Here is a 26,113-nt window from a genome sequence, read left to right on the forward strand (position 1 = left end):
AAAAAGTTGAGCAGAAAAAAAGGCGTTAAAAGCATTATCGCGCTGTCTTCGGTCCCGCTTGTCATGACGCTTGGCAACTCGATGCTGATTCCCGTTTTGCCGGTGATTGAAAAAACATTAAACATTTCTTCCTTTCAAGTTTCTTTGATCATTACGGTTTACTCGGTTGTTGCGATTATATGCATTCCGATTACCGGCTATATGTCCGACCAGTTTGGAAGAAAAAAGGTCATGCTTCCATGTTTGGTGATTGCCGGAGCCGGAGGCGCTCTCGCAGGCTTTGCCTCATCTTTTTTCAAAGAGCCGTATGCCATGATTTTAGCGGGACGGGTTCTTCAAGGCATCGGTTCAGCGGGGGCTGCTCCGATCGTCATGCCGTTTATAGGGGATCTGTTTCAAAACGATGAAGAGATCAGTGCAGGTCTCGGAGACATTGAGACGGCAAATACTGCCGGAAAAGTATTAAGCCCAATCTTAGGGGCTTTTTTAGCATCATGGGTTTGGTTCATGCCGTTCTGGTTTATTCCGATTGTGTCTCTGGTCAGCTTTTTTCTCGTATTGTTTTTTGTGCCGAAGCCGAAGGAGAAAAGTGATGAGAAGAGATCGTTCAAAGATTTTACGAAAAATGTGAGGAAGGTATTTAAAAGGGAAGGACGCTGGCTGGTGTCCATCTTTATGATCGGCGGCATTATTATGTTTCTTTTATTCGGGGTGCTGTTTTACCTGTCAGATAACCTGGAGAAAGAGTACCAGATTGAAGGGATTGTAAAAGGGGCGCTGCTCAGCATTCCGCTGCTTTTTCTATCCGTTAGTTCATACCTCGCCGGCAAGCTGATCGGCAACAATAAAATCAGAATGAAAATTTGTGTGCTCATCGGGATGATCCTGCTTGCTTTGTCTTTCGGAGGATTATGGTGGAACCACAGCTTCTATCCATTATTTTTGTTTATGAGTATCGGCGGCATCGGAATCGGGATATCCCTTCCTTCACTTGATGCTCTGATTACAGAGGGAATCGAAAAAGAAGAACGCGGAACGATATCGTCATTTTACAACAGCATGCGGTTTATCGGAGTAGCTCTCGGCCCGCCGGTCTTTGCCTACATGATGACTAATGCGGGCTGGCTGATTTTCATCGTGTCGCTTCTGTGCAGTTTGGCCGCTTTGGCGCTTGTATTGTTTAATATTGATCCAAAGGAAAATGATCATGAAACGGTAAAGACGGTGTGAATCTGCACCGTTCTTTTTTTCACAAGGGTTTTAGTTTCCTTAAATCCCCTCCAGTTGATATAATTACAACCAAACAGCTCAGAAGCATATGCTTCAATCGGGTCATAATACATAATATAAACAAGGACGAAGGAGGTTCTTTATGACATATCTTAATGAAATAAAAGGAGAACATCGCGGGATAACGAGCCATATCGTGAAAACGGAAAAGTTCAAAACCGTTTCCATTATTTTTAAAATGCTTGCCCCTTTAACAAAAGCAGATGTGACAAACAGGTCTCTTTTTCCGCATGTGCTTTTGCGCGGCACAAGCACGCACCCCAAGACGGCTGAGCTTAGAACGTACCTTGATGAGCTCTATGGCACTTCTGTATCCACAGATCTCTCTAAAAAAGGGGAGCAGCATATCATTTCGTTCCGGCTGGATATCGCCAATGAAAAATACTTAAAAGATCAGACTCCGCTTTTGGAAAAAGGACTTGAGCTTCTTTCCGAGATTATTTTTTCGCCGGCGCTTGAAGAAGGGGCATTTCAGCCGTTGTATGTTTCTCAGGAAAAACGAACTTTAAAGCAAAGAATTCAAGCTGTATACAATGATAAAATGCGATATTCCAATCTGAGGCTCATTCAAGAAATGTGCAAAGATGAGCCCTACGCCCTCCATGTGAACGGTGAGCTTGAGGATGTGGAAGACATCACACCTCAGAGCCTGTACGAAGCTTACACAAAAGCGATCAATGAAGATCAGCTGGATATTTACGTCGTAGGCGATGTTGATGAACAACAGGTGGAAGCATACATCTCCAGCTATTTCAACACGAAAGAGCGGGAGGCCGGGCCGGCTCCCCAGATTCAGCGCAATTACAGCCCCGAGCCTCAAGAAGTCGTTGAAGATTCAGATGTCAAGCAAGGCAAACTGAACATGGGCTTTCGGACAAATACGCATTTCACAGATGAGGATTATCCGGCTTTACAGCTTTTCAACGGACTATTCGGCGGCTTTTCCCACTCAAAGCTGTTCATCAATGTCAGGGAAAAAGCAAGCCTTGCCTATTACGCTGCATCCAGGATCGAAAGCTTCAAAGGGCTTTTAATGGTCATGTCGGGTATTGAAGTCGGCAATTATCAAAAGGCGGTCGACATTATCAAGGAGCAGTTTCAGGAGATGAAAAAAGGCAGCTTTACGGAAGAGGCGATCAGTCAGACGAAAGCGGTCATTAAGAACCAGATTCTTGAAACCATTGATACACCATACGGCTTGATCGAATTCATTTATCAGCAGGCTGCCGCCCAAACCGAATTTTCTTTGGAAGAGTGGCTTCAGCGCATTGACGATGTCACTAAAGAAGACATTATTGAAGTTGGAAAGAAAATCGAATTGGATACAACGTACTTTCTGAAAGGGACGGAGGGAGCATCTTGACGAAAACGATCGAATTTGAACAGCTGAAGGAAACGCTATATTATGAAAAAATGCCCGGCGGGCTCGATGTTTATGTCCTTCCGAAAGAAGGATTCAACAAGACATATGCCGTATTTACGACAAAATACGGATCTATTGACAATCAGTTTGTCCCGCTCGGAAAAGAAGAAATGGTTCGCGTGCCTGACGGTATCGCCCACTTTCTGGAGCATAAGCTGTTTGAAAAAGAAGACGGGGATGTCTTTCAGAATTTCAGCAGACAGGGGGCTTCGGCCAACGCCTTTACCTCCTTCACAAGAACGGCGTATCTTTTTTCAAGCACATCAAAAGTAGAAGAAAATCTTGAAACGCTCGTCAATTTTGTGCAGGACCCTTATTTTACAGAAAAGACGGTTGAGAAAGAAAAAGGCATCATCGGACAGGAAATCAATATGTACGACGACAACCCTGATTGGCGCCTTTTCTTCGGCTTGATTGAAAACATGTACAAAGAGCATCCCGTCCGGATTGATATCGCAGGGACGATTGAAAGCATTTCACATATTACAAAGGATCTTTTGTATGAATGCTATGAAACGTTTTATCACCCAAGCAATATGCTGCTGTTTGTCGTCGGACCGGTAGACCCAGAAGCCATGATCAGCCAGGTCCGCAAAAATCAGGAGAAAAAGCCGTATACGGATCAGCCTGAAATCGTCCGCAAAGAGGTAGAGGAGCCTGCCGCTGTATACCGAAAAGAACAGGAAATCAAAATGAATGTTCAAAGCTCGAAATGCCTGGTCGGCTTAAAAAGCGTCAACCCTAAAAATACAGGAAACGATATGCTAAAACATGAACTGACCATGAACATTATTCTCGAGTGTCTGTTTGGCAAAAGCTCCGCCGATTATGAAAAAATTTATGAAAAAGGCTACATTGACGAGACATTCAGCTATGATTACACAGAAGAACACGGCTTTGGCTTCGCATCTGTCGGAGGCGACACGCCTGAACCCGATCAGCTTGCCGAGGAACTGAAGCAGGTGCTCTTTAAGGCAAAAGAGACGATCACAGCCGAAAAATTGAATTTGGCGAGAAAGAAAAAAATCGGCACGTTTTTAAAATCGATGAACTCGCCTGAATACATTGCCAATCAATTCACGCGATACGCATTTTTGGAGACGAGTCTGTTCGATATTGTCACCGTTCTTGAGTCCATTACACTTGAAGACGTTCACAGGGCCATTGAAGAAGAAATTGAAGAAGACAGGATCACCGTCTGCAAAGTCGTTCCAAAATCATAAAAAAACCAAGAAGTTCAGTGTGGACAGAATCCATGCTGAACCTTTCTTTTTTGCGAAAAAGGGTGGGAAATATGTCAAAACTGGCTCTTGTAACCGGCGCAAGCGGCGGAATCGGTCAAAGCATAAGCGAAAAGCTTGCGCAAAGCGGCTTCGATTTGCTCCTTCATTACAATGCAAACAAAAAAGAGGCCGTTTCCTTAGGCGGCAGGCTGACTGATACATACGGCATTCAAACGGAAATCATTCACAGCGATCTGTCCGGCCCGGACGGTGTTGAGACCGTCTCCGCCTCCATTGGCGGGCGGGCGCTTGACGCTATCGTGCTAAACAGCGGACAAAGCTTTCACGGTCTTATAACCGATATGCCAGACACTGCTGTTCAAGAAATGGTTCAGCTTCACGTATCAAGCCCGTTTCTGTTAACGAGAAACCTGCTTCCGGCCATGCTTCGGAAAAAATCGGGCGCAATCGTCGCCATTAGCTCGATTTGGGGCGAAACCGGTGCATCGTGCGAGGTTTTATACAGCATGACAAAAGGAGCGCAAAACCTGTTTGTCAAAGCCCTTGCAAAAGAGCTTGCACCAAGCGGCATCAGAGTAAACGCCGTTTCCCCGGGAGCGGTCAAAACGAAGATGATGGGGGCGTTCTCAAATGAGGAGGAGGAGATGATCACAGAAGACATTCCGATGGGCAGGCTCGCAAAACCCGAAGAAGTCGCTGACGCCGTCGAGTTCTTGCTTTCAGAAAAAGCCTCATATATCACAGGCCAGATATTATCTGTAAATGGCGGCTGGCATTGTTAAAAAAATGTATAGTTAATGATCCCTCCGAGAATAATAAAACTGTAACTTTAAGAGATTGGAGGGGCCTGATATGTCCGTACTGGATAATTGGGATCAATGGAAAAACTTTTTGGGCGACCGCCTCAACTACGCCCATGAAAGAGGAATGTCAAACGAAACCATCTCAGATCTTGCATATGAGATCGGTGATTATTTAGCCGGTGAGGTAGATTCAAAAAACCATCAGGAAAGAGTGCTCGCTGATCTTTGGAGCGTTGCTTCAGAAGAAGAGCAGCACGCCATTGCGAACGTGATGGTCAAGCTTGTTGAAAACAACAGCTCACATTAAGGAGAGAGTGGTTCACTCTCTCTTTTTTGTAGGTTTTATGCCTCGGTATTTGCCATCATTTGATATAAGGTTGAGCACTTCGGGCGTTTTCTTTTCAGGCAGAAAGGGTAAAAAGGATTCAGTACACGATGCAGCCCGTTTTTTCCCGAATTTGGGAAACGGACGTTTTTCTTATTTAATCACAACATTCTGCTTTCTAATTAAGTTAAAATGCTTTATGATAAAGGAAGGTAAATTTTTGCCACGATGATGGATAGGGAGGTTATCATTTGGCAAAGCTCGAATGGTACTTAGAATATGAAATCCAAGTCAACCGTCCCGGACTTCTGGGAGATATATCCTCTTTGCTGGGGATGCTTTCAATCAATATTGTCACAATTAACGGGGTTGATACTTCAAGAAGAGGCCTTTTGTTAAAATGCCGTCATATAGATCAGATTAAACGCCTGGAATCCATTTTAAACACGATGGAAACGATAAAAGTTACGAAGCTGAGAGAGCCGAAATTAAGAGACCGTCTCGCTGTCAGACACGGCCGCTATATTCAGCGGGATGCAGATGACAAAAAAACGTTCCGTTTTGAACGCTCCGAGCTCGGCCTGCTTGTCGATTTTATGGCCGAACTGTTTAAAAAAGACGGACATAAGCTGATCGGAATCCGTGGAATGCCCCGCGTCGGCAAGACGGAATCAATCGTCGCTTCAAGCGTATGTGCAAGCAAAAGATGGCTTTTTGTGTCTTCGACGCTTTTGAAACAAACGATCAGAAGCCAGCTGATTGCCGACGAATACAGCCCGGAGAATGTTTTTATTTTGGACGGCATCGTATCGACAAGAAGAGGATCTGAGCGCCATTTGCAGCTCGTCAGTGAAATTATGCGGCTGCCCGCGACCAAAGTTGTCGAGCATCCGGATATTTTTGTGCAAAATACGGAATATACGATGGATGATTTTGATTACATTATCGAATTGCGTAACAGCCCTGATGAGGTTATTACATATGAACATGCCGAGGAACCGCAAATGTTTGACCATTCTGGTTTTTCCGGTTTTGATTTTTAAAATGGAAGGTGTTTGTTGTGACTGAACTAGGAAATCGGCTGAAAGAAGCCAGAGAGGAAAAAGGGATGTCATTGGACGATCTTCAGGCGGCTACGAAAATTCAAAAAAGATACTTAACAGCCCTTGAAGAAGGAAACTATGACATTATTCCGGGAAAGTTTTATGTGAGAGCTTTTATTAAACAGTACGCGGAAGCTGTCGGACTGAACTCAGAGCTCTTATTTGAAGAATTTAAAAAAGATATCCCCAATTCCTACAATGATGAGGTTTCTGATAAACTTTCTTCAATCAAGCCGCAGAGGGAGCTTCCCAAGTCAGCGTCAAAAGCGCTCGAACTTCTGCCCACCTTGCTTGTCGTAGCCGGCGTCATTGTCGTGGTTGCGATCATTTACGTCATTATTCAAGCCGTAAACAGCGGAGGGAATCAGCAGTCGGCCGAGCAGCCTAAAACAGAAGAGTCGCAAAGCAAGTATGACGTCTCAAAGGATTCACCGCTGACAAAGGAAAATCAGAAAGATGCGAATGCTGATAAAAACAGCGGCGCTGATGACAAAGAAAAAGATGATCAGCAGTCTGATGAGAAGGAAAAGCTGAGCATTAAAGCCGTCAGCAGTGAAGGCACCTCCACAACCTATGAAATTTCAGGAGCCGACAAGCTTGAGCTTGAGGTGAAAGCATCGGCAGACTCTTGGGTGAGGGTGAGGGATGAGAAAGGGAGTTCTCTTAAAGAAGGCATGATGAAAAAAGGAGAAACCTTTCAAAAGAATATAACCGAGCAAGAACAGATTGATCTGCGGATTGGCTATGCGCCCGGTGTGGAAATTAAAATCAACGGAGAAGCTCTTTCCTATGAACTAGATCCTAAGAATGTGATGACACAAAACATAACGATTCAAAATAAAAAGGAGGAAAAGTCATCTTAAATGCCAGATGACTTTTTCTTGCGTTCATCATTCGTAAAACGATACATATGGAGGAACCTTTATGTTTAACTTACCAAATAAAATCACGCTTTCAAGAATTGCATTAATTCCTATTTTCATGATCGTCATGCTTGTTCCATTTCAATGGGGATCCTTATCTTTTGGAAGCGAGTCGATTCCAGTCGCCCATTTAATCGGCGCTCTTTTGTTCATTTTTGCTTCTGTTACCGATTGGGTTGACGGCTATTACGCGAGAAAGCTGAACCTTGTGACGAACTTTGGAAAGTTCCTTGACCCGCTTGCCGACAAGCTGCTCGTATCATCGGCATTGATTATTTTGGTTCATTACCATCTTGCACCGGCATGGATGGCGATTGTCATTATCAGCCGTGAATTTGCCGTGACAGGGCTTCGCCTCGTATTGGCAGGGACAGGGGAAGTCGTGGCAGCGAACATGCTTGGAAAAGTGAAAACATGGGCCCAGATCATTGCCATCTCAGCTCTCTTGCTTCACAACCTTCCATTCGAGCTTGTCTCGTTCCCATTCGGCTCTCTTGCTTTATGGGTGGCTGTCTTTTTCACCGTCGTATCAGGCTGGGATTATTTCGCTAAAAACTGGGATGCTTTAAAAACATCGAACTAAACGCGTGAGGAAGTGGAAAGAATGAAATTGGAAAGAAAAGCAGAAATTATCGCTGTCGGATCAGAGCTGCTGCTCGGACAAATCGCCAATACGAATGCGCAGTTTATCAGCAAACAATTGGCCGAAATCGGAATGAACGTCTTTTATCATACAGCGGTCGGAGACAACCCCGAACGTCTCAAACAAGTGATTCAAACCGCACAGAAAAGGTCTGATTTCATCATCTTTTCAGGAGGGCTCGGACCGACAAAAGACGATTTGACCAAAGAAACAATCGCCGAGGTTGTCGGGCGTCCCCTTGAGCTTGATGCGGATGCTTTTCAATCGATCGAGGATTATTTCAAAAAAACAAACCGCACGATGTCGCCGAACAATCGTAAACAGGCGCTGATCCTTGAAGGATCGGATGTCCTGCCAAACCGGTTCGGCATGGCTCCGGGCATGTTCCTGGAACATGAATCGCGTTTCTACATGCTTCTTCCCGGGCCGCCGAAAGAGCTTGAACCGATGTTTGAAAATGAAGCGAAGCCGCTGATTCTAGAAAAACTCGGCTCAAAGGAAAAAATCGTGTCAAGGGTGCTGCGGTTTTTTGGCATCGGAGAATCCCAGCTTGAAACGGATTTGGAAGACCTTATTGATGCGCAGACGAATCCGACGATCGCCCCTTTGGCGGCAGATGGGGAAGTCACCCTCAGGCTGACGGCCAAGCACGCTGATCCGGATGAAACAAGCCGTCTGCTGAAAGAAACGGAAGACCGCATTTTGGAGCGCGTCGGAGAGTTCTTTTACGGATATGATGATACATCGCTTGTGGAAGAGCTTGCGAAGGCATGCACCCGAAAAGGGATCACCCTGTCTGCTGCGGAAAGTTTTACAGGGGGCCTTTTCTCAAGCTGGCTGACAGAAATCAGCGGGGCTTCCCAATATTTTAAAGGCGGCGCTGTCTGCTATACGAACGAATTGAAGGTTTCAGCCGCCGGTGTCTCCGAAGATACGCTGAACCGCTTTGGCGCAGTCAGCGGGCAATGCGCAAAAGAGCTTGCCAAAGGCATCAGAGACAAAACGGGAAGCGACATCGGCATCAGCTTTACGGGAGTCGCGGGGCCGAATACCCAGGAAGGCCACCCGGCCGGAAAGGTATTAATCGGCATCTCTGTAAAGGGCAGAGATGAAGAGTCGTTTGAATTCATGTTCGCCGGCTCCAGATCCGGCATCCGGAAGAGGTCCGCCAAATACGGCTGCCATCTGCTGCTGAAAATACTAGAAAAATAAGCGATAACAGCTTTTTCGGAAGATCTTCCTTTTAAAAAAGAACCTTCCGCTTGCAGGAATCATTTTTTATCTTTCAAAAAAATCGAATATGCGTTCGCTTTTTTCTTGGCAAATTCGCGCAAACAAGGTATAGTAGATATAGCGGAAGTGATAAAGGAGGAAAAAATAGAATGAGTGATCGTCAGGCAGCCTTAGATATGGCGCTTAAACAAATAGAAAAACAGTTTGGTAAAGGTTCGATTATGAAGCTCGGCGAACAAACTGAAACAAGAATTTCAACCGTTCCGAGCGGTTCTTTAGCGCTCGATACAGCCCTTGGAGTGGGCGGATATCCGCGCGGCCGGATTATTGAAGTATACGGACCGGAAAGTTCCGGTAAAACGACGGTGGCGCTTCATGCGATTGCCGAAGTTCAGCAGCAGGGAGGACAGGCGGCATTCATAGATGCCGAACATGCGCTTGATCCGGTTTACGCCCAAAAGCTCGGCGTCAACATTGACGAGCTGCTGCTGTCACAGCCTGACACAGGAGAACAGGCGCTTGAAATTGCGGAAGCCCTTGTCAGAAGCGGAGCAGTGGATATCGTTGTCATCGACTCGGTAGCGGCCCTTGTCCCGAAAGCGGAAATCGAAGGAGACATGGGAGACTCCCATGTCGGCTTGCAGGCCAGACTGATGTCCCAGGCGCTTCGGAAGCTTTCCGGAGCGATCAATAAATCGAAGACCATCGCGATTTTCATTAACCAAATTCGTGAAAAAGTCGGGGTCATGTTTGGCAATCCAGAGACGACTCCAGGCGGAAGAGCGCTGAAATTCTACTCTTCTGTGCGCCTTGAAGTGCGCCGTGCCGAACAGCTGAAACAAGGCAATGAGGTCATGGGGAACAAGACGAGAATTAAAGTCGTGAAAAACAAAGTGGCGCCTCCTTTCCGGACAGCTGAAGTTGATATTATGTACGGTGAAGGGATTTCAAAAGAAGGGGAAATCATTGACCTTGGAACAGAGCTTGACATCGTGCAAAAAAGCGGATCATGGTACTCTTATCAGGAGGAACGTCTTGGGCAGGGCCGTGAAAACGCAAAGCAGTTTCTAAAAGAAAACAAAGATATCCTGTTGATGATTCAAGAGCAAATCCGGGAGCACTACGGTTTGGATACGGGCGGCAGTCCCGCTTCTCAACCGGAAGAAGAAGCCCAGGAAGAACTCGAATTTTAATCACAAACATCTATAAGGCTGCTGACCCCGGGTCGGCAGCCTTTCGCTTTCTTTTGCCGATCCTCAGCAAGCAAGCCCCGCTTCACAATCCTAAAGGAATCCCAAGTGAATAGGTTTGAAAAAAGCGAATATCTTGTAAACGTTAAGACAGCAAGCTTGACAAGTATTTCCCACACAATTACAATGAAATTGTATCACTTGTTTTTCTTAACATGATTGATAAACATTTAAACTTGACAAGGGCAGTGAAGCTTCTTCATTCCCTGTGAAGGTTCTGTATGTTGAGAAGAAAGTACAATGTACATGCCGACACTTACTTTTAGCAAGAAACAAGTTCATAGCAAGAGGAGGTGAAAGTTATGAGTCCTTTAGCAATTCTCATCTCCATTTTGCTGAGCCTATTCTGTTTAGTTGTTGGCTACTATGTTCGTAAAATCATTGCCGAAGCAAAAATTTCAGGTGCGCGTCATGCAGCCGAACAAATTCTTGGAGACGCGAAGCGGGATGCTGAAGCGTTGAAAAAAGAAGCCCTTCTTGAAGCAAAAGACGAGATTCACACGCTTCGGATAGAAGCTGAACAAGAAGTTCGTGAAAGACGAAATGAGCTTCAAAAACAAGAAAACCGTTTACTTCAAAAGGAAGAGAACCTTGACCGAAAAGATGAATCATTAGATAAACGGGAAGCGATGTTGGAGAAGAAAGATCATTCTCTGAATGAACGACAACAACATATTGAAGAGATGGAAAGCAAAGTGGATGAAATGATTCGTATGCAGCAGTCAGAATTGGAGCGTATTTCAAGTCTGACTCGTGATGAAGCGAAGCAAATCATTCTGGAACGAGTTGAAAATGAGCTTTCCCATGACATCGCGATCATGATGAAAGAAACTGAAAATCGTGCGAAAGAAGAGGCTGATAAAAAAGCAAAAAATATTCTTTCACTGGCTTTACAGCGCTGTGCCGCTGATCATGTGGCCGAGACAACGGTTTCAGTTGTCAATCTTCCAAATGATGAGATGAAAGGCCGTATTATCGGACGTGAAGGACGAAATATCCGTACGCTGGAAACATTGACGGGGATCGATCTTATCATTGATGATACGCCGGAAGCTGTTATCCTTTCAGGATTTGACCCGATCAGGCGCGAGACAGCCAGGATCGCTCTTGATAAACTCGTTCAGGATGGCCGTATTCATCCTGCCAGAATCGAAGAAATGGTTGAGAAATCCCGACGTGAAGTGGATGATTATATTCGCGAAATGGGTGAACAGACGACGTTTGAAGTTGGAGTCCACGGTCTCCATCCCGATTTAATCAAAATTCTCGGCCGTTTGAAGTTCAGAACAAGCTATGGACAGAATGTGCTTAAACATTCAATGGAAGTGGCGTTTCTGACAGGTCTTATGGCTTCAGAACTCGGAGAAGACGTTACACTTGCCAAAAGAGCAGGACTTCTTCATGATATCGGGAAAGCGATCGACCATGAGGTGGAGGGAAGCCATGTTGAGATCGGCGTGGAGCTGGCCACCAAGTATAAAGAGCACCCAGTCGTCATCAACAGTATCGCATCACACCACGGAGATCAGGAACCGACTTCCATCATCGCGGTGCTTGTAGCCGCAGCTGATGCATTGTCAGCCGCAAGACCTGGCGCTAGAAGCGAAACTCTCGAGAACTATATTCGCAGGCTCGAGAAATTGGAAGAAATCTCTGAATCGTACGAAGGTGTTGAAAAGTCATTTGCGATACAGGCCGGACGAGAAGTGCGGATTATGGTCAAACCAGACTCGATCAACGATCTTGAAGCCCATCGTTTGGCGCGGGATATTCGAAAACGAATTGAGGACGAGCTTGACTACCCTGGACATATTAAAGTAACCGTGATCAGGGAAACGAGAGCCGTTGAATACGCAAAATAAAGTGATGCGAATGCATCACTTTATTTTTTTGTTTCCTTGTGTAACACTATTAGAGAATCCTATTTTAAAAAAGAAAGGGTCAAATTATGCGAATTTTATTTATTGGAGATATCGTCGGTTCACCCGGCAGAGAGATGATCAAAAATTACTTGCCGAAACTGAAGCTGAAATATAAACCGCATGCCGTCATCGTTAACGGAGAAAACGCCGCGCATGGAAAGGGCATCACCGAAAAAATATATCATGAGCTCATTCAAGCGGGAGCCGATGTTCTCACAATGGGAAACCACACATGGGATAAAAGGGAAATTTTTGATTTTATTGATGAAGCCCCTCAAATGATCAGACCCGCCAATTTTCCTGAAGGCACCCCCGGTAAAGGTATTACATACATAAGAACGAACGGCAGCAAAGAGCTGGCTGTGATCAATCTGCAGGGAAGGACATTTCTTCCTCCGATCGACTGCCCGTTCCGAAAAGCGGATGAATTGATTGAAGAGGCGTCTAAAAGAACGCCGTTTATCTTTATCGATTTCCACGCTGAAGCGACGAGTGAAAAGCAGGCGATCGGCTGGTATACGGACGGACGGGTTTCAGCCGTTGTCGGGACGCATACACATGTACAGACAGCGGACAACCGCGTGCTCCCCAAGGGTACCGCATATATCACTGATGTCGGCATGACAGGCCCATATGACGGAGTTCTCGGGGTCAATCGAGAGACGATTATCAAACGGTTCAAAACTAGTCTGCCTGTCCGCTTTGAGATTGCAGAAGGCCGGACAACCTTAAGCGGAGTCGTTATTGACATTGATGACCAAAGCAAAAAGGCCGTAAAAATTGAGCGGATATTAATCAATGACGACCACATGTTTTTTGAATAACTGAACAGAAAATCATTTTAGAAAAATATTAAAAAGAAAGCAGGAATATCCCGGTCTTTTAGTGAATATAGTAAAAATGGAAGGTACCCTGCTATTTTTGAAAAGCAATTAAAAGGGGATGGCTTTGAAAATAGCAACATCTAATAATGATTGTTCTAATGAACACTCACTTATCCATTGTAAAATTAAGGGGGAGCAGGAATGGAAATATTAAAGGTTTCAGCAAAATCAAATCCAAACTCGGTCGCAGGTGCGCTCGCAGGAGTCTTGAGAGAACGAGGTGCTGCAGAAATTCAAGCAATCGGAGCCGGAGCTTTGAATCAAGCTGTTAAAGCGGTCGCGATTGCCAGAGGGTTTGTAGCGCCAAGCGGAGTTGATCTGATTTGCATTCCGGCGTTTACGGACATTCAAATTGACGGTGAAGAACGAACAGCGATTAAATTGATTGTAGAACCTCGCTGATAGAAAAAGAACATCATATTTAGCATGCTTCAACCTGCTTACTTCATGTAAGCGGGTTGTTTTTGGTTTGTTTGGCTTTGAAAACATGCAGCTGGGAGAGGATGAACTTGAATATTTTTGATGCCCATTCCGACCTGCTTTTCAAGCTCTGGAAAAATCCAAAGCTTGATGAATATCATGATCCTTCATTACAAACACCGCTCAAAGCGCTTTTAAACGGTAAGGCGAAAGTGCAGTGTCTAGCGATTTTTCTGCCCGATTCCGTTCCTGCCAATATGCGCCTTGAAATGGCGCTTGTTCAAATCCAATTGTTTCAAGAAAAAATTTCCAAATATGAACGGATTAAACGGATCACAAGCAAAACAGACATCGATTCGCTAAAGAGTGATGAAACAGGCATTATTTTAACGATGGAAGGCTGTGAGCCAATTTCAAAAAACCTAAGGCTGTTTGATGTCTTTTTTCAGCTGGGAGTCAGAAGCTTCGGCCTGACATGGAACTGGGCGAACGCGTTTGCTGACGGCGCTTTAGAAAAAAGGAATGCCGGCCTGACGTCTTGGGGGAAAAAATTAATCCGAATCGCCAACAAAAACCGGGCTTGGACAGATGTCTCCCATTTGTCGGAAAACAGCTTTTGGGATGCGATTGCGGCTGCGAAGTATCCGATCGCTTCCCATTCGAATGCATACAGTCTTTGTCCCCATCCAAGGAATTTAAAGGATGATCAAATCAAAGCGCTCATTGACAAAGACGGTGTCATCGGCCTGACATTTGTTCCTGAATTTGTGAAACACAGGGGAACGCCGAGGATTAAAGATATACTCTCACATATTGATCATGTCTGTTCTTTAGGCGGTGAACGGCATATCGGCTTCGGGTCGGATTTTGACGGCATCGACCGGGTGATTCCGGATCTGGAATCCCACAAGGATTATGAGAACCTGATCGAAGCATTGGAACGCTCGTTTACATCAAGACAAGTGAACCGATTTCTCTTTGAAAATTTCGTCAGCCGAATCCCTTTTTAAAAAATATCCGTTATTTTTCAGAGGGCGCTCAAATGTCCTCTTCATACGGACAGTGGTATTTACCGAGATGTGAAATCGTGCTACAATCCTTTTGTAAAGCGATTTCTTGAAAAGGGGGCTGTTCGTAGTGAACGGAAATATGAAAGCGCTTATCAAGAAGCCGGGGGAGCCTGGCGCCAGCTGTGAGCTCGTTCCGATTCCGAAAATCGATCAACACGAAGTGCTTATCAAGGTCAAAGCAGCATCGATTTGCGGAACCGATGTTCATATTTATAATTGGGATGAATGGGCGAAAAACAGAGTAAAACCGCCCTATGTTTTTGGCCACGAATTTTCCGGTGAAGTCGCTCTAGTCGGGGAGAATGTCACTTCAGTAAAAGTGGGAGAGTATGTATCAGCCGAAACGCATATCGTCTGCGGCAAGTGCGTGCCCTGTCTGACGGGAAAAGAACATGTTTGCAGAAATACTCAGATTCTCGGCGTTGATATAGAAGGCTGTTTCGCCGAGTATGTCAAGGTTCCGGCGGAAAACATTTGGAAAAATCCGCTTGGCATGCCTGAGGATCTTGCTTCCATCCAAGAACCGCTCGGAAATGCCGTTCATACAGTGCTGACGGGTATTACGGCAGGAGTGAAAGTAGCCGTTGTCGGCTGCGGGCCGATTGGACTGATGGCTGTGGCGGTGGCAAAAGCATCCGGCGCTTCTCAAGTGATCGCGATCGATAAAAACGAGTACAGACTTGACTTGGCTGTACAAATGGGTGCGACCGAAACCATCTCCATTGCAAAAGAAGATCCGCTTAAAAATGTAAGCGCTTTAACGAACGGAGAGGGTGTCGATCTGGTTTGTGAGATGTCCGGCCATCCGACAGCCATCCGGCAAAGCTTAAAAATGGCGGCAAACGGGGGAAGGGTTCATATTTTAGGTTTGCCGGAGCATCCCGTATGCATCGACATGACGAATGACATTGTCTTTAAAGGACTTACGGTTCAAGGAATTACCGGCCGGAAGATGTTTGAAACATGGAGACAGGTCAGTGAACTGCTGCACGCCGGTACAATTCAGATCAAACCTGTCATCACCCATCATTTTTCACTTGAAGAATATGAAAAAGGCTTTGAGCTGATGAAGGAAGGGCAGTGTGGAAAAGTTATATTGATACCTTAGAAAGGAGAGATTAATATGAAGGAATTTACTTTTTTAGCTTCAGAGCTTGAAACAATGAAAGAAAACGGCACATTTCAAGAGCTGCCGATTATAGAATCGCTTCAAGGATCAACTGTCAAAATGAAAGGAAAAGATATCATTCAGCTTTCTTCCAATAATTATTTGGGACTGACCTCACACCCGCGGCTTCAAAAAGCGGCAAGAGACGCGGTGGAGCAATATGGGGCGGGAACCGGTTCGGTCCGCACCATCGCCGGGACTTTCATAATGCATGCCGAACTTGAGAAAAAGCTCGCCTCATTCAAAAAAACGGAAGCGGCGCTCGTATTTCAGTCCGGCTTTACAGCAAATCAGGGCATTCTTTCAAGCATTCTCACAAAAGATGACATCGTGATATCTGATGAATTAAACCACGCTTCCATCATAGACGGGATCAGGCTTACCAAAGCGGGCAGAAAAGTATATGAACATGCGAATATGGAAGACTTAGAAAAGATTTTGAAAAAGTCGATGAATTATAGAACACGGCTTATCGTTACAGACGGTGTGTTTTCGATGGATGGCGACATCGCGCCGCTTCCTGACATTGTCCGGCTTGCAGAGCAATATGATGCATTTGTCATGGTCGACGATGCGCACGCTTCCGGCGTTCTCGGCGAAAACGGGCGCGGAACGGTTCATCATTTCGGTCTGGATGGAAAGGTACACATTCAAGTCGGCACCCTCAGCAAAGCGATCGGCGTCTTAGGAGGATATGCCGCAGGATCAAAAGTGCTGATCGACTATTTAAAACATAAAGGCCGTCCGTTTCTGTTCAGCACCTCTCATCCGCCGGCCGTTACCGCAGCTTGCATTGAAGCGCTCAATGTGCTGATGGAGGAACCTTCATTCATCAAAAAGCTTTGGGATAATTCGGCCTATTTCAAAAAAGGGCTTGAAAACATCGGGCTTCCGCTGATCAAGAGCGAGACGCCGATCACACCGATTTTAATCGGTGATGAAGCGGAGACATGCCGCTTTTCCCATATGCTGTTTGAGCTGGGCGTATTTGCACAGGCCATTGTATTTCCGACAGTTCCGAAAGGAAAAGCAAGAATCAGAACCATGATGACCGCACAGCATACGAAAGAAGAGCTTGACAAAGCGCTTGAGATCATCGAAACCGGTGCTCGCAAAGCGGGTCTTCTTTAAGATGAAGGTTTTCTTTTTAAACAGAGCAAATTACCATTGATAATCATTTTCATTTAGTGTACAATAATGGGTTCTCGGTTGTGCTGACAGCTAAGAACCTTTATACTGAAGAGTGGAGCTTTGTTTGAAAGGAGAAAAAAACATGAATGAAAAACAGCGAACTGAAAGCGGACAGGTCAATCCATCGGACAAAAAATCCGAGAAGGATTACAGCAAGTACTTTGAAGCTGTTTATGTTCCGCCTTCATTAAAGGATGCAAAAAAACGCGGCAAAGAAGCCGTTAAATACCATAGCGATTTTAAAATATCTGAGCAGTACAAAGGCATTGGAGAGGGGCGGAAGTTTTATATCCGCACATACGGATGCCAGATGAATGAGCATGATACAGAAGTCATGGCCGGCATTTTCATGACGCTCGGCTATGAGCCGACCGATTCGACAGAAGACGCCAACGTCATTCTGTTAAACACATGCGCCATTCGTGAAAATGCGGAAAATAAAGTGTTCGGTGAAATCGGCCATTTAAAGGCTTTGAAAAAAGATAATCCAGATTTGATCCTCGGTGTCTGCGGCTGTATGTCCCAGGAAGAATCAGTCGTCAACCGGATTTTAAAGAAACATCCGTTCATCGATTTGATTTTCGGTACACACAATATCCACCGTCTGCCGGAACTCTTGTCAGAAGCCTATCTGTCAAAAGAAATGGTCATCGAAGTATGGTCCAAAGAAGGAGACGTCATTGAAAACCTGCCGAAAGTCCGCCACGGCAAAATTAAAGGCTGGGTAAACATCATGTACGGCTGTGACAAGTTCTGCACGTACTGCATCGTGCCGTACACAAGAGGAAAAGAACGCAGCAGACGGCCGGAGGAAATCATTCAGGAAGTCAGAAGACTTGCGGCTGAAGGCTATAAAGAAATCACGCTTCTCGGGCAGAACGTCAATGCCTACGGTAAAGACTTTGATGACATGGAATACGGTCTCGGCCACCTGATGGATGAACTCCACAAAATCGATATTCCGCGAATCCGCTTTACAACAAGCCATCCGCGCGACTTTGACGACCATCTGATCGAGGTGCTTGCAAAAGGCGGCAACCTGCTGGATCACATCCATCTGCCTGTTCAGTCTGGAAGCTCTGAAGTACTGAAGCTGATGGCGCGCAAATATGACCGTGAACGCTACCTCGAGCTTGTCGGCAAAATTAAAAAAGCGATGCCAAACGCTTCTTTAACAACAGACATCATCGTCGGCTTCCCTAATGAAACGGATGAACAATTTGAAGAAACGCTTTCTTTATACAGGGAAGTTGAATTCGACAGCGCCTATACGTTCATCTACTCGCCTCGTGAAGGAACGCCTGCAGCAAAAATGAAAGACAATGTTCCGATGAGGGTGAAAAAAGAACGTCTTCAGCGTTTGAATGAAGTTGTCAACGAAATTTCTGCCAAGAAAATGAAGGAATACGAGGGGCAGGTTGTCGAAGTATTAGTAGAGGGTGAAAGTAAAAACAATCCTGATATTCTTGCCGGCTACACACGGAAAAACAAGCTTGTGAACTTTAAAGGACCAAAAGAAGCGATCGGTCAGCTTGTCAACGTGAAAATCCATCAGGCGAAAACGTGGTCGCTTGACGGAGAAATGGTAGGAGAAGCAATCGAGGTGAAATAAGATGACTCTTTACACGAAAAAAGATATTGTTACAAAAGCGCGCGAGCTTGCCAAAATGATTGCAGAAACAGAAGAAGTCGACTTCTTCAAAAAGGCTGAGGCGCAGATTAATGAAAATGCCAAGATTACGAGCATCATTAATCAGATCAAAGCCCTGCAAAAGCAAGCCGTCAACTTTAAACATTATGAAAAGCATGAAGCGCTGAAACAGACGGAAGCGAAAATCGATGCCCTTCAGGCAGAGCTTGACGAGATTCCGATCATCCAGGAGTTCAGAGACTCCCAAATGGAAGTCAACGATCTTCTCCAGCTTGTCGCCCATACAATATCAAACAAAGTCACAAATGAGATCATAACATCGACCGGGGGAGACCTGCTGACAGGCGAGACCGGTTCAAAACTCAAAAATTCATCACCGAGCTGTTCATTATAATTCGGCGCCTTTCTAGGCGTCGTTTTTTTATTTAAATGTCCGCCGCTCGACGGCTTATTTAAAAGATTCGGCGTTCGGTCTGTCTTTTCTTTAATGATTTAAGTCAAGTTTATCCGCTCATCTGCATACACTTAAACAGATTCATTAAATGGGAATTTATTTTGATTTCTCCAGGAACGCACATTAGACGAATGCCCAGCATAAGATAATACGAGGAAAAACAAGGAGGCATGACCGAATGTCTGAATACAGGGAAATTATTACAAAAGCGGTAGTCGCGAAAGGCCGGAAATTCACCCAGTGCACCCATACAATCTCCCCTTCGCAAAAGCCAACCAGTATTTTGGGCGGTTGGATTATCAATCATAAGTATGATGCCGAAAAAGTCGGCAAAACGGTTGAAATTGAAGGGACATATGATATTAATGTTTGGTACTCCTATGCCGACAACACAAAAACCGAGGTTGTGACAGAACGGGTCTCTTATGTTGATGTCATTAAGCTCCGCTACCGCGACAAAAATTACTTAGATGATGAACATGAAGTGATTGCGAAGGTGCTTCAGCAGCCGAACTGCCTGGAAGTGACCATTTCTCCCAACGGAAACAAAGTGGTGGTTCAAGCCGAAAGGGAATTTTTATCAGAAGTGGTCGGCGAAACGAAAATCGTCGTCGAGGTCAATTCCGAATGGACAGAAAGCGATGATGAAGAAGCATGGGAAGAAGAGCTGGACGAAGAACTGGAAGACATCAATCCTGAGTTTTTGGTCGGAGATCCAGAAGAGTAAAAGGAAGCTAGGGAAACACCGCCCTAGTTTCTTTTTTTTAGCGGAAATCTTTATGGTATAATGAATGATGGAATCAATAGAAACGTTATGACATAGTGAGGGATTAATATGGCTGGCTACACGCCAATGATACAGCAATATTTAAAGATTAAGGCAGAGTATCAGGATGCCTTTTTATTTTTTCGTCTAGGAGATTTTTATGAGATGTTTTTTGAAGATGCGAAAAAAGCATCTCAGGAGCTGGAAATCACGTTAACGAGCAGAGACGGCGGATCGAGCGAAAGAATCCCCATGTGCGGGGTTCCCTATCATTCGTGCGCTTCTTATATTGAACAGTTGATCAAAAAAGGCTATAAAGTAGCGATCTGTGAACAGGTGGAAGATCCTAAATCAGCAAAAGGAGTTGTCAAAAGGGAAGTCGTTCAGCTGATCACACCCGGCACCGTCATGGACGGAAAGGGCATTCATGAAAATGAAAATAACTTTATCGCCTCTGTCAGCGGTTTTCAGCATACATACGGACTCGCCTTTTCAGATTTAACGACGGGCGAAAATTTAGTGACGACAATCGAAAGGCTGGATGATGTCGTTTCTGAGATTTATTCAGTCGGTGCGCGTGAAATCGTCGTCAGCCGAAATCTGAGCGAGAAGGACATCACAATTTTAAAAGAGCGGTGCGGAGCGACGATCTCCTTCGAAGACGAACAAGCAGATGAGAGGCCTGACATTGTAAAAGACCTGCCGTCTCAAGAGCTTGTTGATACGTTTTTAAAGCTTTACACCTATTTACAACGCACCCAGAAAAGAAACCTTGACCACCTTCAGCATGTGCAGCCTTATGAATTGGAAGAAGCGATGAAAATCGACCTGTACTCCAAGCGCAATCTTGAACTGACTGAAACAATCCGTTCCAAAAATAAAAAAGGATCGCTTCTCTGGCTCTTGGATGAAACCAAAACGGCAATGGGCGGACGCCTGTTAAAACAATGGATTGACAGACCGCTGATCAGGAAGGGCCAGATCAAAGAGCGCCAGGAAATCGTGGAAACGCTGATTGCCCATTTGTTTGAACGCGAAGATTTGCGCGAGCGGCTGAAGGAAGTGTACGATCTTGAGCGGCTTGCCGGCCGGGTCGCTTACGGCAACGTGAATGCGAGGGATTTGATCCAGCTGAAGGAGTCGTTGAAACAAGTCCCGGCAATTAAACAGCTTGTCACTTCTCTCAATCACCCGAAAGCGAAAGAGCGCGCTGCAAGAATCGACCCTTGCGGCGATCTGCTAAAGCTTTTAGAAGACGCGCTCTATGAGAATCCGCCGCTTTCTTTAAAAGAAGGAAACTTAATAAAAGACGGCTATCATGCGAAACTTGATGAATACAGGGATGCAAGCAAGAACGGAAAAGACTGGATTGCAAGGCTTGAAAAGCAGGAGCGGGAATACACCGGCATCCGCTCTTTAAAAGTCGGCTTCAATAAAGTTTTCGGCTACTATATTGAAGTGACGAAAGCGAACATCCACCTGCTTGAAGAAGGCCGATATGAAAGAAAGCAGACTTTAACGAATGCTGAACGCTATATCACACCTGAACTCAAAGAAAAAGAAACTTTGATTCTTGAAGCGGAAGACAATATAAGCGAGCTGGAATACGAGCTGTTCTCAGAACTGCGCGATCAGGTGAAGCAATATATCCCTCGTCTGCAGCAGCTGGCGAAAATGATGAGTGAGCTTGATGTTCTGCAATGCTTTGCAACCATCAGCGAAAATCGCCATTACGTGAAGCCGGAGTTTTCTGATGACATTGTTCAAGTTGTCGACGGGCGGCATCCGGTCGTTGAAAAAGTAATGGACAGCCAGTCATATGTGCCGAACAGCTGTGAAATGGGCGGCGGAAGACAGATGCTGTTGATCACAGGGCCGAATATGTCCGGTAAAAGTACGTATATGAGACAGATGGCGCTGCTTTCGATTTTGGCGCAAATCGGCTGTTTTGTTCCAGCTCAAAAAGCGGTTCTGCCAATCTTTGATCAGATTTTTACGAGAATCGGCGCCGCCGATGATCTGATATCAGGCCAAAGCACCTTTATGGTGGAAATGCTTGAAGCCAAAAATGCGATCGTCCATGCGACCAAAAACAGCTTAATTTTATTTGATGAGATCGGCCGCGGCACATCCACTTACGACGGAATGGCGCTTGCACAGGCGATCATCGAATACGTTCATAACCATATCGGCGCAAAAACGCTTTTCTCCACACACTATCATGAACTGACAGCGCTTGAAGAAAAGCTCGCCGACTTGAAAAATGTCCACGTCCGTGCAGAAGAATACGAAGGAAAAGTCGTATTCCTCCATCAAATCAAAGAAGGGGCCGCAGACAAAAGCTATGGGATACATGTCGCCCAGCTTGCTGAACTTCCGGACGGTTTAATCAGCCGGGCGAAAACGATTTTGAAAGAGCTTGAAGCTGGTGCAAAGGAATCGGCTGTTTCAACAGCTCCGGAAGCTGTAAAAGAGACTCCTGAGGAAATCCCGGCGCCGCCGGCCAAGGAGACCGCCCAGCTGTCTTTCTTTGAAACGGACAAGCCTAAGGAAAAGCAAGTGAAGCTGTCTAAGAAAGAACAGGGCGTTTTGGAGGAATTTAAAACTATGAACCTGTTGGATATGACGCCATTACAAGTCATGAATGAATTGTACAAGCTGCAAAAGAAACTAAGATAAAGAGAGGTGACCCAACTTGGCAAGAATTATCCAGCTTCCCGATGATTTATCAAATAAAATCGCGGCGGGTGAAGTTGTGGAAAGACCGGCATCGGTCGTTAAAGAACTTGTCGAGAATGCGATCGATGCAAACAGCTCGGTCATTGAAATCGATGTCGAAGAGGCCGGACTTTCTTCCATTAAAGTTCTTGATGATGGCGAAGGGATGGATGCGGAGGACTGCAAAACGGCTTTTTTGCGCCATGCGACAAGCAAAATCAAAGATGAAAACGATCTGTTCCGCGTCAGAACGCTCGGATTCCGCGGAGAAGCTTTGCCAAGTATCGCATCTGTCTCACATTTAACCATTAAAACAAGCACCGGAGAAGGAGCGGGAACCCATCTGACGCTTCAGGGAGGAAGAATCATTTCCGAGCAAAAATCGTCCAGCCGGAGAGGAACGGAAATGACGGTATCGAATTTGTTTTTCAATACGCCGGCGCGGCTGAAGTATATGAAAACGATCCATACCGAGCTCGGCAACATCACAGATGTGGTCAACAGAATCGCCTTGGCGCATCCGGAAGTATCGATCAGGCTGCGCCACCAAGGGAAAACCTTGCTGCAGACAAACGGGAACGGGGATGTCCGCCATGTGCTGGCAGCGATTTATGGAACGGCGGTTGCGAGAAAAATGCTTCCGCTTCACGCCAGTTCCCTTGATTTTGAAGTGAAGGGCTATATCGCGCTCCCTGAAATCACCCGGGCGTCGCGAAATTACATGTCATCTGTCGTCAACGGCAGATACATTAAAAATTTCCCGCTCGTTAAAGCGATTCACGAGGGCTACCACACACTGCTTCCGATCGGCCGCCATCCGATCACTTTTATTGAAATCAATATGGATCCGCTCCTTGTCGACGTCAATGTGCATCCGTCCAAGCTTGAGGTCAGGCTGAGCAAAGAGACCGAGCTCCACGAATTGATTCGCGATGCGATCAAAGACGTATTCAAAAAGCAGCAGCTCATCCCGAGCGCGCAAATTCCGAAAAAGACGGCGCCTCCGCTTGTGAAGCCCGAGCAGCAAAAATTGAATTTCGACAATACACCTGTGCCGAAGGTTGAGACTGAAACAGAGCCAAAACAAGCGCCTTCTTTTTCAGCGATGAAACTAAGTTCGGTTGTAAAGGAAGCGCCGCTCCCGCCGGAGGAAGAGAAGGAAGCCCCTCTGCGAGACGTACAGCCCGAACCGCCGGCTGTGGAAGAGCAGATGCTGGATGAGCAGGAGGAAGCGCCTCCGCAAAACGAGCCGGAGCTGAACGAAGAAGCGGTGCCAAAAGAAAGGGTGCCGATCATGTATCCGATCGGCCAGATGCACGGCACCTACATTCTCGCGCAAAATGAAAATGGACTGTATATCATTGACCAGCACGCCGCACAGGAGCGGATTAAATATGAATACTTCCGCGAAAAAGTCGGTGAAGTCGAACCGAATGTTCAGGATCTTCTTGTTCCACTGACATTCCATTATTCAAAAAATGAAGCGATGATCATCGAAGAGCACTTGGAAGACCTGGCCAAGGTCGGCGTTTTTCTAGAGGCTTTCGGCGCGGGCAGCTATATCGTCCGTTGCCATCCGACATGGTTTCCAAAGGGCGAGGAAATGATGATCATTGAAGACATCATCCAGCAAGTCCTTGATAACCGAAACATCGACATCAAAAAATTGCGCGAAGAGGCGGCGATCATGATGAGCTGCAAGGGATCAATCAAAGCCAACCACCACCTGCGCGACGACGAAATCAGCGCCCTGCTCGACGAACTGCGCCGGACGGCCGACCCCTTCACATGCCCGCACGGCCGCCCGATTATTATTCATTATTCGACGTATGAGATGGAGAAGATGTTTAAGCGGGTGATGTAATTTCTAATCGTTCATAACCCTTGATACATCAACGGTTATGAGCGATTAGTATGTTTTTTGACCACATTTTGACCACATTAATTGTCAAATTGGTCTGTTCTAAGTGCTTTTGAATAATTTTCTGCAGAGGATTTTTGTAAGTTCTTTGTTACGTGACTGTACTTATCTAGAGTTATAGAGGTATTTGCATGGCCTAACCGTTCAGATACAACTTTTGAATTTTCTCCAATTTCAAGCATTATTGTTGCATGGGTATGTCGTAAATCATGAAATCGTATCCGCTTAACACCAGCCGGTTTAATATCATATAAAAATTGTTTGTGAATTGTATATGGATTTACCAGTTCACCGCCAAACGCGGAAATTACAAAGTGATTTCCTGTAAGGTTCATTCCTACTTTTAAGAGCTGTTCTTGATTCTTGATTTTGTACGCTTTTAATTCTTCAATATCTTCTTTGGTGATGGCTGTGTTTCTATTTCCGCTTTTCGTTTTAGTAGATTGCAACACAAGTCCTTGACCAGAAATATAATACAGAGAATTGCGTACATATATTCTATCATACAGCGCGTATATTCACTGACGACACCTTATTACTATTCAGGAGCGAAAACGGTTGACTGGCGGGCTGAAAAGAAAGGATCAGGAAGACTTTATTATACGGCAGGCGTCTACAAAAAACGCTCGGGCGGCGGCTTGACTGATACAAACCTTGTGCAGCGGGGATACTTCAACCATTCAATGCCATTGAAGTCTTTCAGCGTCAGCGAGATACGCAAGCGCACCGGAAAAGGGACTTATGCCATCCAGTTTGACTGTTACACGGATTCAGCTAAAAACAAATACATCGGCACTTTCGAATCTAAAAAGTTTTATATTAAACGGCCTGTGACGGGAAGGTGAGGTAATATGGATAACCTAACGATAAAAAAGCTGTCGAGATAATCTCGACAGCAAATTTTAAAATTTAATCCACGGATTTATAGTGACCAATCCAAATATCTCTATTATAGTCGTACTCTCTGTATTTGAAAATGTATTTAACACCATTTAACGTAAAGGATTCTGCAAAAATTCCAGTTTTACTTTCAAACTGTTTCCAAGTTTGAATCGTAAAATCTTCAGTTGAAGAACTTTGAGGATTCGGATTTGGACTAGCCGCAAAAGCTGGAGCTGCAGAAACAAGTAAAGCAAGTGATAAAGCTGAACCAGTTAATACTTTTTTCAATTTCATTTTAAACACCCCTTTTTTAGATTTAATACACTTAATGAATTCTTCATTTGTAAGAAAAAACCTTGTAAAAAAATGTTAATTATTTGTGAACACTTAAATAAACGAACGTAACCTTTGAATACGTCCAAGACGGAGAGCCTGCGGACACTGATCTTTTGCACACGGATGTTGTGCAGCTGATTGGTGGCCGCTTTTTTATTGGCCAGAATGGGAGACACACCTTTCCCTTATCAAGTGTGTACCCGGATGTATCGAATGGTGATGAAGGTCGTCAGCTTCACAGGAGGAGCGGCTGGAGTCTATGCAGGATTGCGCGCGATAGTCACGGGGAACGCAAGCGGTGAAATCCCACTTGCACAGGAAGTCATTTTCACATGGCTCCAATAATCTTTGCGTCCTCCTGGAGATTTGCCGGAGCCATTTTTATATCAAAAAAGCGAATAGCGCAAGGTGGTGTTTATTCGGTAAGGAGAAATGAGTATGAAATTAAGAGATTTTTTGTCTGTTCATGATAAAAAGAAACTTCATTTATGGT

24 protein-coding genes and 1 pseudogene are annotated in these 26,113 nt (G+C 45.2%); 23 read left to right on the forward strand and 2 right to left on the reverse strand.

Features of this window, described 5'->3' with window-relative positions:
• Positions 1–6: 6 nt before the first annotated feature.
• The 21 genes from bcbE to mutL all read left to right on the forward strand — a co-directional run bounded on the left by bcbE (position 7) and on the right by mutL (position 24,345).
• Positions 7–1,230, forward strand: a complete 1,224-nt coding sequence (gene bcbE, locus BTA30_RS07185) for a bacillibactin exporter BcbE (protein WP_076760578.1) — start codon at positions 7–9, stop codon at positions 1,228–1,230.
• Between the two features lie 142 nt (positions 1,231–1,372).
• Entirely contained in the window at positions 1,373–2,653 is a 1,281-nt protein-coding gene (gene yfmF / locus BTA30_RS07190) for an EF-P 5-aminopentanol modification-associated protein YfmF (protein ID WP_076760579.1), read from the forward strand.
• Positions 2,650–3,936: an EF-P 5-aminopentanol modification-associated protein YfmH gene (gene yfmH, locus BTA30_RS07195; RefSeq protein WP_076760580.1), complete on the forward strand. Its 1,287-nt coding sequence runs from the start codon at positions 2,650–2,652 to the stop codon at positions 3,934–3,936. The genes yfmF and yfmH overlap by 4 nt, the downstream gene beginning before the upstream one ends.
• Before the next feature lie 71 nt (positions 3,937–4,007).
• Complete coding sequence (ymfI, locus tag BTA30_RS07200) at positions 4,008–4,739, forward strand: elongation factor P 5-aminopentanone reductase (protein ID WP_076760581.1); 732 nt, start codon at positions 4,008–4,010, stop codon at positions 4,737–4,739.
• A gap of 70 nt (positions 4,740–4,809) precedes the next feature.
• The gene (locus BTA30_RS07205) at positions 4,810–5,067 is read left to right on the forward strand and encodes a DUF3243 domain-containing protein (RefSeq protein WP_076760582.1); all 258 of its coding nucleotides are present in this window, start codon (positions 4,810–4,812) and stop codon (positions 5,065–5,067) included.
• Positions 5,068–5,336: 269 nt separating this feature from the next.
• Positions 5,337–6,128 carry a YmfK family protein gene (locus BTA30_RS07210; RefSeq protein ID WP_076760583.1) on the forward strand — a complete coding sequence of 264 codons (792 nt, stop codon included), beginning with the start codon at positions 5,337–5,339 and terminating at the stop codon, positions 6,126–6,128.
• Positions 6,129–6,145: 17 nt separating this feature from the next.
• Positions 6,146–7,051 carry a helix-turn-helix domain-containing protein gene (locus BTA30_RS07215; RefSeq protein ID WP_076760584.1) on the forward strand — a complete coding sequence of 302 codons (906 nt, stop codon included), beginning with the start codon at positions 6,146–6,148 and terminating at the stop codon, positions 7,049–7,051.
• Positions 7,052–7,112: 61 nt separating this feature from the next.
• Positions 7,113–7,694 (forward strand): CDP-diacylglycerol--glycerol-3-phosphate 3-phosphatidyltransferase, encoded by a 582-nt coding sequence (gene pgsA / locus BTA30_RS07220; protein ID WP_076760585.1) that lies wholly within the window; start codon positions 7,113–7,115, stop codon positions 7,692–7,694.
• Positions 7,695–7,715: 21 nt separating this feature from the next.
• Positions 7,716–8,966, forward strand: coding sequence for a competence/damage-inducible protein A (locus BTA30_RS07225; protein WP_076760586.1), 1,251 nt, complete (start codon positions 7,716–7,718; stop codon positions 8,964–8,966).
• Positions 8,967–9,136: 170 nt separating this feature from the next.
• Positions 9,137–10,180: a recombinase RecA gene (recA, locus tag BTA30_RS07230; RefSeq protein ID WP_076760587.1), complete on the forward strand. Its 1,044-nt coding sequence runs from the start codon at positions 9,137–9,139 to the stop codon at positions 10,178–10,180.
• A gap of 359 nt (positions 10,181–10,539) precedes the next feature.
• Positions 10,540–12,099: a ribonuclease Y gene (rny, locus tag BTA30_RS07235; RefSeq protein ID WP_076760588.1), complete on the forward strand. Its 1,560-nt coding sequence runs from the start codon at positions 10,540–10,542 to the stop codon at positions 12,097–12,099.
• Between the two features lie 86 nt (positions 12,100–12,185).
• On the forward strand, positions 12,186–12,983 hold the full coding sequence (locus BTA30_RS07240; protein WP_076760589.1) for a TIGR00282 family metallophosphoesterase: 798 nt from the start codon (positions 12,186–12,188) through the stop codon (positions 12,981–12,983).
• Positions 12,984–13,184: 201 nt separating this feature from the next.
• Positions 13,185–13,445 (forward strand): stage V sporulation protein SpoVS, encoded by a 261-nt coding sequence (spoVS, locus tag BTA30_RS07245; protein WP_003181955.1) that lies wholly within the window; start codon positions 13,185–13,187, stop codon positions 13,443–13,445.
• A 107-nt stretch (positions 13,446–13,552) separates the two neighbouring features.
• Positions 13,553–14,473 (forward strand): dipeptidase, encoded by a 921-nt coding sequence (locus tag BTA30_RS07250; protein WP_076760590.1) that lies wholly within the window; start codon positions 13,553–13,555, stop codon positions 14,471–14,473.
• 139 nt (positions 14,474–14,612) lie between these two features.
• The gene (tdh, locus tag BTA30_RS07255; protein WP_094777309.1) at positions 14,613–15,641 is read left to right on the forward strand and encodes an L-threonine 3-dehydrogenase; all 1,029 of its coding nucleotides are present in this window, start codon (positions 14,613–14,615) and stop codon (positions 15,639–15,641) included.
• Between the two features lie 15 nt (positions 15,642–15,656).
• A complete protein-coding gene (locus BTA30_RS07260; RefSeq protein ID WP_076760592.1) occupies positions 15,657–16,832 on the forward strand; it encodes a glycine C-acetyltransferase in 1,176 nt (391 codons plus the stop codon).
• A 142-nt stretch (positions 16,833–16,974) separates the two neighbouring features.
• Positions 16,975–18,504 (forward strand): tRNA (N6-isopentenyl adenosine(37)-C2)-methylthiotransferase MiaB, encoded by a 1,530-nt coding sequence (gene miaB, locus BTA30_RS07265; protein ID WP_076760593.1) that lies wholly within the window; start codon positions 16,975–16,977, stop codon positions 18,502–18,504.
• Between the two features lies 1 nt (position 18,505).
• On the forward strand, positions 18,506–18,937 hold the full coding sequence (ricA, locus tag BTA30_RS07270) for a regulatory iron-sulfur-containing complex subunit RicA (protein ID WP_076760594.1): 432 nt from the start codon (positions 18,506–18,508) through the stop codon (positions 18,935–18,937).
• Between the two features lie 238 nt (positions 18,938–19,175).
• Positions 19,176–19,724 carry an outer spore coat protein CotE gene (cotE, locus tag BTA30_RS07275; protein ID WP_076760595.1) on the forward strand — a complete coding sequence of 183 codons (549 nt, stop codon included), beginning with the start codon at positions 19,176–19,178 and terminating at the stop codon, positions 19,722–19,724.
• Positions 19,725–19,832: 108 nt separating this feature from the next.
• Positions 19,833–22,442, forward strand: coding sequence for a DNA mismatch repair protein MutS (mutS, locus tag BTA30_RS07280; RefSeq protein WP_076760596.1), 2,610 nt, complete (start codon positions 19,833–19,835; stop codon positions 22,440–22,442).
• A 16-nt stretch (positions 22,443–22,458) separates the two neighbouring features.
• A complete protein-coding gene (gene mutL, locus BTA30_RS07285) occupies positions 22,459–24,345 on the forward strand; it encodes a DNA mismatch repair endonuclease MutL (protein WP_076760597.1) in 1,887 nt (628 codons plus the stop codon).
• A 77-nt stretch (positions 24,346–24,422) separates the two neighbouring features.
• Here mutL and BTA30_RS07290 read toward each other — a convergent pair whose 3' ends face one another.
• Positions 24,423–24,851, reverse strand: coding sequence for a tyrosine-type recombinase/integrase (locus BTA30_RS07290; RefSeq protein ID WP_076760598.1), 429 nt, complete (start codon positions 24,849–24,851; stop codon positions 24,423–24,425).
• 47 nt (positions 24,852–24,898) lie between these two features.
• Here BTA30_RS07290 and yqgA point away from each other — a divergent pair.
• Positions 24,899–25,247, forward strand: a pseudogene (gene yqgA, locus BTA30_RS07295) (cell wall-binding protein YqgA); the annotation flags it as partial.
• 64 nt (positions 25,248–25,311) lie between these two features.
• Here the strand turns inward: yqgA and BTA30_RS07300 are convergent.
• On the reverse strand, positions 25,312–25,578 hold the full coding sequence (locus BTA30_RS07300) for an LCI fold-containing protein (RefSeq protein ID WP_076760599.1): 267 nt from the start codon (positions 25,576–25,578) through the stop codon (positions 25,312–25,314).
• Between the two features lie 255 nt (positions 25,579–25,833).
• On the opposite strand from BTA30_RS07300, the gene BTA30_RS24085 reads away from it, so the two are divergent.
• The gene (locus BTA30_RS24085; protein WP_275666961.1) at positions 25,834–25,965 is read left to right on the forward strand and encodes a hypothetical protein; all 132 of its coding nucleotides are present in this window, start codon (positions 25,834–25,836) and stop codon (positions 25,963–25,965) included.
• The last annotated feature ends 148 nt before the right edge of the window (positions 25,966–26,113 follow it).

Source organism: Bacillus swezeyi, from assembly GCF_001969815.1.
Taxonomy (GTDB): domain Bacteria; phylum Bacillota; class Bacilli; order Bacillales; family Bacillaceae; genus Bacillus; species Bacillus swezeyi.